8 protein-coding genes are annotated in these 9059 nt (G+C 66.5%); 4 read left to right on the top strand and 4 right to left on the bottom strand.

Annotated elements, in window-relative coordinates:
• A partial coding sequence (locus tag WA317_RS17075) for a hemophore (RefSeq protein WP_425174157.1) occupies positions 1–469 on the bottom strand: 469 nt, incomplete at its 3' end.
• Positions 470–804: 335 nt separating this feature from the next.
• On the opposite strand from WA317_RS17075, the gene WA317_RS17070 reads away from it, so the two are divergent.
• From WA317_RS17070 to WA317_RS17060, 3 genes are read left to right on the top strand one after another with little or no spacing between them, the layout of a single operon-like run.
• Positions 805–3786 (top strand): MMPL family transporter, encoded by a 2982-nt coding sequence (locus WA317_RS17070; protein ID WP_425174156.1) that lies wholly within the window; start codon positions 805–807, stop codon positions 3784–3786.
• Positions 3783–4286: an XRE family transcriptional regulator gene (locus WA317_RS17065; RefSeq protein WP_425174155.1), complete on the top strand. Its 504-nt coding sequence runs from the start codon at positions 3783–3785 to the stop codon at positions 4284–4286. Before WA317_RS17070 ends, WA317_RS17065 begins: the two co-directional genes overlap by 4 nt.
• Before the next feature lie 11 nt (positions 4287–4297).
• Positions 4298–4720: a CoA-binding protein gene (locus tag WA317_RS17060; RefSeq protein WP_425174154.1), complete on the top strand. Its 423-nt coding sequence runs from the start codon at positions 4298–4300 to the stop codon at positions 4718–4720.
• A gap of 31 nt (positions 4721–4751) precedes the next feature.
• On the opposite strand, the gene WA317_RS17055 is transcribed toward WA317_RS17060, so the two are convergent.
• Together WA317_RS17055 and WA317_RS17050 are read right to left on the bottom strand one after the other, a co-directional pair.
• Positions 4752–5441: a hypothetical protein gene (locus WA317_RS17055; RefSeq protein ID WP_425174153.1), complete on the bottom strand. Its 690-nt coding sequence runs from the start codon at positions 5439–5441 to the stop codon at positions 4752–4754.
• 33 nt (positions 5442–5474) lie between these two features.
• Complete coding sequence (locus WA317_RS17050; RefSeq protein WP_425174152.1) at positions 5475–6107, bottom strand: hypothetical protein; 633 nt, start codon at positions 6105–6107, stop codon at positions 5475–5477.
• Positions 6108–6183: 76 nt separating this feature from the next.
• Here WA317_RS17050 and WA317_RS17045 point away from each other — a divergent pair, with 76 nt between their 5' ends.
• Complete coding sequence (locus WA317_RS17045; protein ID WP_425174151.1) at positions 6184–8190, top strand: M13 family metallopeptidase; 2007 nt, start codon at positions 6184–6186, stop codon at positions 8188–8190.
• Positions 8191–8215: 25 nt separating this feature from the next.
• Here the strand turns inward: WA317_RS17045 and WA317_RS17040 are convergent.
• Positions 8216–9059: L,D-transpeptidase (locus WA317_RS17040; RefSeq protein ID WP_425174150.1), on the bottom strand; the 844-nt coding region annotated here is incomplete at its 5' end.

The following is a 9059-nucleotide window of genomic DNA, read 5'->3' as shown; positions in this document are numbered from 1 at the left end:
GACCCGGTGCTCCGGCCACCGGCTGCGCCGGCACGCCGCCGCCGGGCAGCCCACCTGGTAAGCCACCGGGCAGCCCACCTTGGGCGTTCTGCATCAAACCAAGCACCTGCGGCAACGAGATCGGCAGCTTGCATTTCGTCGACAGCCCCGCCAGCGGCTCCCCAATCTTCTGGAAATCGCTGGTCACCTTCGGGTTGGCGTCGAAGTAGCCCTTGAGCGTGTTCACCGAAGCCGGCCCCGCCGGCTGCTGTATTGCGCTGGTCATCGCCTGATTGGTCTCTGGATGCGAGTCCAGGTAATCGCCGGCGGACTTGGCGACGGAGCCCACAGTGCGGGCCATCTCGCTGGCGGCGCAGGGATCGTTGGAACCGGGTGCCGACGGTGCCGCCCCGCTCAGTGCGGCGGCTCCGCCCAGCACCACAGCAATCAGGAGGCCGAGCAGCCCGTAACGCAGGGCGCCGGTGGTCATCGACGTCGAAGTCATGGGAAAGTCCTCCTGATTTGCGGCATCCGACACGCCTCGCGGGTTGCTGCGCTCGACGGCAATCTCGGCCCCGCGCGGCGGAAAACCACCCGCCATCGTGCCACCTTGCGCGGCGGACCCGCCATTCGGAACGCTGTGAGTCTGCTCCCAGCCGTATTCGCCTCCGCCGAAGGGCGCAGCAGCACCGCCGGCGCGATGCTCCGCCGCAACCGAGTCACCACAGCTCAGTACGGTTAAGCCGGCTTTTTACACAGTCTGCTGGGGTATTCTCGCCTGCACGCAACGCGGCACATTGCGGGGAGACAGAAATCCAGCAGTTCATGATGCGCTTCAGCGGCTACCTGCGCAGATTCCGCTGGCTGGTGTTCTCGGGTTGGTTGCTCGCGCTGATTCCGGCGATCTATCTCACGGTCACCCAGTCAGGGCATCTGACAGGGGGCGGTTTCGAGGTGGCCGGCTCACAATCGCTGTCGGTTCACGACCAACTCGAGGACCACTATCCCGACCAGGGCGCCTCCGGGCTGGCCTTGGTGGCGGCGCCTCGCGCCGACGCGACGTTCGAAGACATGAACGCGGCGGTTGCGCTGCTCAAGCGCGTCGCCGGAGACGTGCCTGCGGTGTCCACAGTGGCCGACCCGCGACAGCCGGCGCCGCAGCCTGACCGGCCGTACGTGGTGACGCTGCGGGTCGACTTCAACAACACCGGCTCCAGCGACGTCGCCAAAAGGCTCCGGCAGAAGGTGGGGATCAAAGGCGATAAGGCGGGGCAGATCGAAAATGGTCATGTCCGGCTCTACGTCATCGGACAAGGCGCGCTGAGCACGGCCGCGGCGGCGAACACGAAACACGACATCGCGGCCGCGGAGCGGTGGAACCTTCCGATCATTCTGATCGTGTTGCTCGCCGTCTTCGGTTCGCTGGCCGCCGCGGCGATCCCGCTCGCGCTGGGCATCTGCACGGTCGCGATCACCATGGGGCTGGTCTACCTGTTGTCGACGTTCACGACGATGTCGGTGTTCGTCACGCCGACGGTCTCGATGTTCGGCATAGCACTCGCCGTCGACTATTCGCTGTTCATCTTGATGCGCTACCGCGAGGAGTTGCGGGTCGGACGCCAGCCGCAAGACGCAGTCGACGCCGCAATGGCCAGCTCCGGTCTTGCGGTGGTGTTGTCCGGTATGACCGTCGTGGCCTCGCTGACCGCCATCTACTTGATCGACACCCCGGCGCTGGCGTCCATGGCTACCGGCGCAATTTTGGCCGTCGCGGTCGCAATGCTCAGCTCGGCCACCTTGACTCCGGCGGTGTTGGCAACGTTCGGCCGGGCGGCGGCGAAGAGGTCGGCCGCGCTGCACTGGTCGCGTCGGCCGGAGTCCACCCAATCGCGATTCTGGACCAGCTGGGTCGGCGGCGTGATGCGCCGGCCCTGGGCGTCGGCGCTGGCGGCGTCGGCGCTGCTGATCGTCATGGCGATACCGGCCTTATCGATGGTGCTGGGCAACAGCCTGTTGCGCCAGTTCGATTCAACGCACGAGATTCGCGGCGGGGTGGGGGCCGCGGCGCAGGCCCTCGGGCCCGGGGCGCTGGGCCCGCTCCAGGTGCTGGTGACCTTCCCCGACGCCGACGCGTCCGCCCCCGCCAACCATCAGACCCTCAGCGCGATCGGCCATCAGTTGAGGAGCGCCCCTGACATCGTCTCGGTGTCGTCGCCGATCTTCGCCAACGACAACAGCAGCGCCCTGCTCAGTGCGGTGCTGTCGGTAGATCCCGAGGACATGGCCGCGCGTCGAAGCGTCGCCTGGATACGCACGCACCTGACCGCGGACCCGGCAGCCGATTCGGTGCGCGTCGACGTCGGCGGCCCGACCGCGCTGATCAAGGACTTCGACGACCAGGTGTCGAAGACGGAGCCGCTGGTCCTGGTGGTGGTGGCGCTGATCGCTTTCGCCATGCTGCTGATCTCGGTGCACTCGGTGTTCCTGGCTTTCAAGGGTGTGCTGATGACCATGCTGTCGGTGGCGGCCGCCTACGGCAGTCTGGTGATGGTCTTTCAATGGGGCTGGTTGCAGGACCTGGGGTTCCACCCCATCACCTCGATCGACAGCACCGTCCCGCCGCTGGTGCTGGCGATGACATTCGGGCTGTCCATGGATTACGAGATCTTCCTGCTCACCCGCATCAGGGAACGGTTCCTGCATTCGGCGGACACCCATGACGCCGTCGCCTACGGCGTGAGCACCAGCGCCCGCACCATCACCAGCGCGGCCTTGATCATGATCGCGGTGTTCATCGGCTTCGCGTTCGCCGGTATGCCGCTGGTAGCCGAAATCGGTGTTGCCTGCGCCGTCGCGATCGCCGTGGACGCCACCGTCGTGCGACTGGTGCTGGTGCCGGCGTTGATGGCGATGTTCGACCAGTGGAACTGGTGGCTGCCGGCTTGGCTGGCCCGGATCTTGCCGTCGGTGGACTTCGAGAAGCCGTTGCCGCGGGTGGATCTCAGCGATGTCGTGATGATTCCGGACGACGTCTCGGCGCCGGTGGTGCCCAGTGCCGACCTGCGAGTGGTGATCAAGTCGGCGGCCAAGCTCAAACATCTTGTCCCCGACGCGATCTGCGTAACTGATCCGTTGGCTTTCACCGGTTGCGAGCGTAGTCGTGACCAGCGGACGAAGGTCAGCGACGGCGCGGCCAGGCAGCGCACCGCGCGGGCCGAGGTGACCAGCGCGCCGAACGGCCATCCGGGGCCATGGAAGTTCGGCGCTGGTCTGCCCCATCGGAACGGCAGAAGCCGTGGATCGTCGCGGCTGGCACGGCCTGTGCACCCGGTCACGGTGTGGCGTGGCCGGCTTTCCGTCGCCCTCGACGCACTTGAAGCCGCGGCTTCAGCAAGCGAAGCGGATCAGGCGGCATTTGAGCGGCGCAGCCCGGTGGAAACCACCCATGTGCAGCTTCCCACCGGTGACCGGCTGCAGATCCCTACCGGCGCGGAAACCCTGCGGCTGAAGGGCTACCTGATCATCAGCCGCAACACCAGCCGCGACTACGCCGAGTTCGCTGAACTTGTCGACGCCATGGACGCGGAAACCGCTGCGGTGGTGCTATGCGGCATCGATCGGTATTACTGCGGTCGACCGCCTGGCCGGAACTGGATTGCCACCCAGCTGGTTCGACGTCTTGCTGATCCACGCCCGTCCGACACTGACGATGATCGTTGGTCGGAACCGGAGGCCAAGGCAGAATGGGAGGAAGTCAGGCAGCACTGCCTATCGGTGGCGGTAGCGATGTTGGAGGAGGCGAGGTGACGTTGGCATCCGACCGTCGTTCCGGTCCCCCGCCGGAGCGCTCGGGCGCGCGTCCTCGCTCCACGGATCAGCCCGTCGAATTCTGGCCGACCTCGGCGATCCGGTCGGCGCTGATCAGTGGCGATATCGCCACCTGGAAGCGAATCGCCGTCGCGCTCAAACGCGACCCGTTCGGGCGGACCGCCCGGCAGGTCGAGGAGGTGCTTCAGGGCAATCATCCCTACGGCATCTCCAAGGCGCTCTGGGAGGTGCTGGAGCGCGCCCGTGCCCATCTGGAGGCCAACGAACGCACCGAGGTGGCCCGCCACGTACGGCAGCTGATCGAGCGCTCTGGGCTGGGCCAACCGGAATTCGCGTCGCGCATCGGGGTGCCGGTGGAAGATTTGGCCGCTTTCCTCGACGCCAAGGCCAGCCCGTCAGCGTCGCTGATGATCCGGATGCGCCGGCTTTCCGACCGGTTCGTCAAGGTCAGGGCCCAGCGGCCGCCTGCCAACAACTGAGCGGTGGTCCGATGACCGGTTTCTGGCGCGACGAGGTTGACTTGCAACGCATTCTGCGGGAAACCCGCACTATCGCGGTGGTGGGTGCGTCGAACAAACCGGCGCGGCCGAGTTACGGCGTGTATCGCTATCTCGTTGCGACCGGCGACTATCAGGTGTTTCCGGTCAATCCGACGATCACCGAGATCGATGGCGCCCCGGTCTATCCCAGCCTGGCGGAACTGCCGGTCGTGCCCGACCTCGTCGACGTATTCCGACGGCTCGACGAGGTGCCGGCAGTGCTCGCCGAATCCCTTGCGCTGCAACCACGGCCGAAAACGCTCTGGCTACAGCAGGGGCTGTGGGACGAGCAGGTGGCTCGCGACGCCACCGCCGCCGGGCTGCAGGTCGTGATGGACCGATGCTTGAAAGTCGACCACGCGCGGCTGTGCTAGCTGCTGTCGGCGCGCGGGCGTGTCGCTTTGGCTAGCGGGCGTTGATCGGCGACACGTCGAACACCAGCCAGCGACCGCTGTTCTTGGTCAAGGTGACCCGCAACGCCAGCACAGCACGGCTGGGTGGCTCACCTGGCACGTTCTGGGTGCCACGAAGAATGACCGCCACACTGGCCGCGGACGGGCCGAGCGCCTCGACGCCGGCCGCGAGCGTTTGCCCCTGTGCGGTGACGTTTCGGTGCGCCAGATCGGCGGTGGACTTCAAGAACTGGTCTTTGAACGGGCTCGCCTGTTCAGGCACCATCATCGCTGCGGCCCGATCGACGGACGCGGTGGGGTCCTGCGGGGTGAACGTCGCCGTCGCTTCGGCCATCCCGGTGGCGATCTTCACCACCTCAGTCGAGTCGCGTTTGAGCTGGCGATCGGGCGTCGTCCAGTAGTGATATGCGGTCACGACCGCCGCCACGATCGCCGCGGTGCACAGCCCGACGACGGCGAGCCGCAACCCGGGCGCGTCGTCGTCAGTGCCGACTGTCACCGAATCACGGCGCAACAACATGAAATTGATGACGATGCCCTCGAGGATCAACAGCACGAGCACCGAGCACAGCGACACCCACCACATCCGCCAGCTCAGAACGATCCCGATCATCACCAACGCGGCAATCGCACCCAGCGGAGCGGCCACGTCGAACGTCAGCACCCGCCACGCGTTTCTCATCAAATCAATTCCCGCCTCATCAGCGGCGCCGCCTCATCGGACGGATTCCAGCCGCGAGATCAGCATTTTGCCGTCGACGCCCGAGACGTCGAGCCGCAGGTCCCAGTGCACGGTCTGCGGCTTGCCGCCGGCGGTCTCGGCGATCGAGGTGGCGATCACCATGACGGTGTCGGTACGGGTACCGGCCGGCAAGGGCGCCTCGGGGACCGGCGCAGGACGCGGCGCGCCCGGTTCGACGTCCAGATCGTGGTGCACCGATTGCATCGCCACCGCCTCGATCCGGCCGGCGCTACGCGACTTCAGTCGTTGCACCACTTGGCGGTAGGGCTGTACGGCCGAGTCGAAATCGACGTTGAGGTCACCGACGGTCCCGTCGTGCAGCCGCTGTAGGTTGGCATCGACGTTGTCGGCGTTCATGTTGATCAACACGCCCGTCCAGTCGACGGCGGTTTGCAAGACCCGGCTCTGATAGCTGCGTTCGGCGACATCGCTGTGATGCGACGACCAGATCACTGCGACGAAAGCGACCGCCGCCAGCGACAGCACCCCCAGCACCGCCGAAGCGACACCGTAGCTGGAGAAGATCCGATCACCGGTCGATTCGGCCTCATCCTCGGCGGCCTCGTCCTCGTCGGCCGGTATCTCGGTCTGTTCGCCGTCAGGCATGGCCGCGAGGGTACCCGGCGGCAGACGGCCGCTCGGTCGGGCCGTCACCGCCGGCCCGCGTGCAAGGATGGGCGGAGTGACCTTCGAGACGACTTCTGAAACAACGCGCTCGGGCCTCGACCTCACTTACGTCGATGCTGCCGCCCGGCCCCAAGACGACCTGTTCGGCTACGTCAACGGCCGTTGGCTGACGGAGTATGAGATTCCTGCCGACCGAGCCACTGACGGGGCCTTTCGCTCGTTGTTCGACCGGGCCGAGGAGCAGGTCCGGGATCTGATCGTGGAAGCCAGCGAATCGGGCGCCGTGGCCGGCACCGACGAGCAGCGCATCGGTGATCTGTACGCCAGTTTCCTGGACGAACAGACCGTGGAAGGCCGTGGTGTGCAGCCGTTGATCGACGAGCTGACCCTGATAGAGAAGGCCGTCGACCCCGACGCGCTGGCCGCCGTCGTGGGCGCTCAGCAACGCACCGGCGTCGGCGGTGGCACCGGAGCGTACGTCGACACCGACTCGAAGAACTCGACCCGCTACCTCGTGCACCTCACGCAGTCCGGCCTCGGGTTGCCCGACGAGTCCTACTACCGCGACCCGCAGCACGCCGACGTGCTGGCCGACTACCCGGGTCACATCGCCCGGATGTTCGCCCTGGTCTACGGCGGCAGCGCGCACGATCACGCCGACACGGCGGCACGGATCGTGGACCTGGAGACCAAACTGGCCGCCGGGCACTGGGATGTGGTCAAGCGCCGCGATGCCGAGCTCACCTACAACCTGCGCACTTTCCGCGAGCTGGTGGATGAAGCGGCCGGTTTCGACTGGGCCGGTTGGCTGGTCGCGCTCGGCAGTTCGCCTGACGCGGCCGCCGAAGTGGTTGTCCGGCAACCGGATTATCTGACCGCTTTTGCCGCACTGTGGAGCAGCGAGGACTTCGAGGACTGGAAGCGTTGGGCGCGTTGGCGGTTGATAGCTGCGCGGGCCGGCTTGCTCACCGACGCGCTGGTGCGGGAGGACTTCGCCTTCTACGGCCGCAGGCTGACCGGCGCCGAGCAGATCCGTGACCGGTGGAAGCGGGGGGTGTCACTGGTCGAGAGCCTGACCGGCGACGTCGTCGGAAAGGTGTACGTGCATCGGCACTTTCCGCCCGACGCCAAGTCTCGCATCGACACCTTGGTGAACAATCTGCGCGCGGCCTACCGGGTCAGCATCACCGACCTGGACTGGATGACCCCGGAGACCCGGCAGCGCGCGCTGACCAAGTTGGACAAGTTCACTGCCAAAGTGGGTTACCCGGACAAGTGGCGCGACTACTCCGGACTGGTCATCGCGCGCGACGACCTGTACGGCAACTACCGGCGTGGATTCGCGGTCAATTACGACCGCGAGCTGGCCAAGCTCGGCGGCCCGGTGGACCACGACGAATGGTTCATGACGCCGCAGACCGTCAACGCCTACTACAACTCGGGGATGAACGAGATCGTCTTCCCGGCAGCGATTCTGCAGCCGCCGTTCTTCGACCCCGACGCCGACGACGCCGCCAACTACGGCGGCATCGGCGCGGTGATCGGCCACGAGATCGGGCACGGCTTCGACGACCAGGGCGCTAAGTACGACGGTGACGGCAACTTGGCCGACTGGTGGACCGACGAGGACCGCGCCGAATTCGCTTCCCGCACCAAAGCGCTGATCGAGCAGTACGACGCCTATACACCCCGGGAACTCACGAGCCATCACGGCCCACCTCGTGTCCAAGGCGCGTTCACCGTCGGCGAGAACATCGGCGACCTGGGCGGGTTGTCGATTGCTTTGCTGGCCTACCAGCTGTCGCTGAACGGCGAGCCGGCGCCGGTCATCGACGGCCTGACCGGTGTGCAGCGGGTGTTCGTCGGCTGGGCGCAGGTGTGGCGCACGAAGTCACGCGAGGCCGAGTCGATCCGGCGCCTGGCCATCGACCCACATTCGCCGCCTGAGTTCCGCTGCAACGGCGTCATCCGCAACATCGACGGCTTCTACGACGCCTTCGACGTTGCCGAGCGCGACGCGCTTTACCTCGACCCGCAACAGCGGGTCAGGATCTGGAACTGACCACCGAGGGGGCCAACCGCAAGCGTCAGGTCTGCCAGTCGTTGGAGCCGTCGTTCTTGCTATAGGTGCCGACGGAATTCTTCACCACGATGGGATCGCCGCTGCCGAAGTTGCTGTAGAACCATTTGGCATCGGCGGGTGCGAGGTTGATGCAGCCGTGGCTGACGTCGCGCTTGCCCTGGTCGCCCACTGACCACGGCGCGCTGTGCACGAAGTTGCCGCTGTTGTCGAACCGCACGGCGTCCGTCACCGTCACCTTGTAGCCGTAGGCCGAGTTGACCGGCACCCCGTACGTCGAGGAGTCCATCACCACGGACGGCAGCTTCTCGAGCACGTAGTAGGTGCCGTTGGCCGTCTGGTGCCCACCGGCCGCCATCCCCATCGACATCGGGAAGGTCTTCTCAACGACGCCGTTGCGGGTGACGGTCATCTGGTGGGTCGCGTCGTCGGCAGTGGCCAGCAACGTATCCCCGGTCCTGAAGTCCGACATGGTGCCGGCGGCGTCGATGTGCACCGCGGTGTGGGCGGGCCAGAAGCTCAGCGGGCGCCACCGCAGCTGGGTGGGGGTCATCCAGTAGAACTTGCCCGCCACCGGCGGGGTCGACGAGATGTGGATCGCCTGCTCGGCCATCCCGGCGTCGGCGATGGGCCGTTGGAAGTTGATGATGATCGGCTTGGCCACGCCGACCGTCGAGCCGTTGACCGGGTTGAACGACGGCGGTACGAACGGCGGCTCACCGACGAACGGATTGGGGTTCTCCCCTGCCGGAATGCCGTCCACCGTGGTGGCCGGCTGTGCACCCGGAAGGCCGGGTGGCGGCGCCAACGGGTCCGCTGGCGGTGCGGCCAACGGCTCGACCGGAGGCGGC

Source organism: Mycobacterium sp. (genome assembly GCF_049802695.1).
In the GTDB taxonomy this organism is placed as follows: Bacteria; Actinomycetota; Actinomycetes; order Mycobacteriales; family Mycobacteriaceae; genus Mycobacterium.
The sequence above is the reverse complement of the archived record's forward strand: the minus strand, read 5'-3'. Positions and strand labels throughout refer to the sequence as shown.